The 350-nt window shown below is 72.6% G+C and carries 1 protein-coding gene; it reads left to right on the top strand.

Translation table 11 applies throughout. The features are described from left to right. On the top strand, positions 1 to 350 hold a 350-nt coding region (locus IG05_RS43275; RefSeq protein WP_037816001.1), incomplete at both ends, for a hypothetical protein.

Here is a 350-nt window from a genome sequence, read left to right as displayed (position 1 = left end):
CCACGGACCCGCTGGAGCTGGTCACCGCCCTGCGCAAACGACTCGACGCCGCACCCGTAGCCGCCCGCAACATCCCCGCCCGCGCGGGCGAAATCCTGATCCGCGCGCTGGAACTCGCCACGTTCCGGGGGAGCAGCCTCACCAGCTCCCCCGGCCCCGGCAACACCGCCGTGCTCGTCCCCCTGGTCGACGGCTGGAAGATCCAGATAGACGACGAGGGCTCCGCCGAGCACACGCTGGAGGACCACGGCAGCAGCAGGGGCAGCGGAGGGTGGAAGGCCCGCCTGTACGACCCCGCCGGCGAAGCGATCGACGTGGGGCGCCACCCCTCCCCCGACACGGCTGATGAC

The sequence above is a fragment of the Streptomyces sp. NRRL S-1022 genome (assembly GCF_000720135.1).
Lineage (GTDB): Bacteria > Actinomycetota > Actinomycetes > Streptomycetales > Streptomycetaceae > Streptomyces.
Note: the sequence above shows the minus strand (reverse complement) of the source record. Positions and strands in the feature narration are given on the sequence as shown.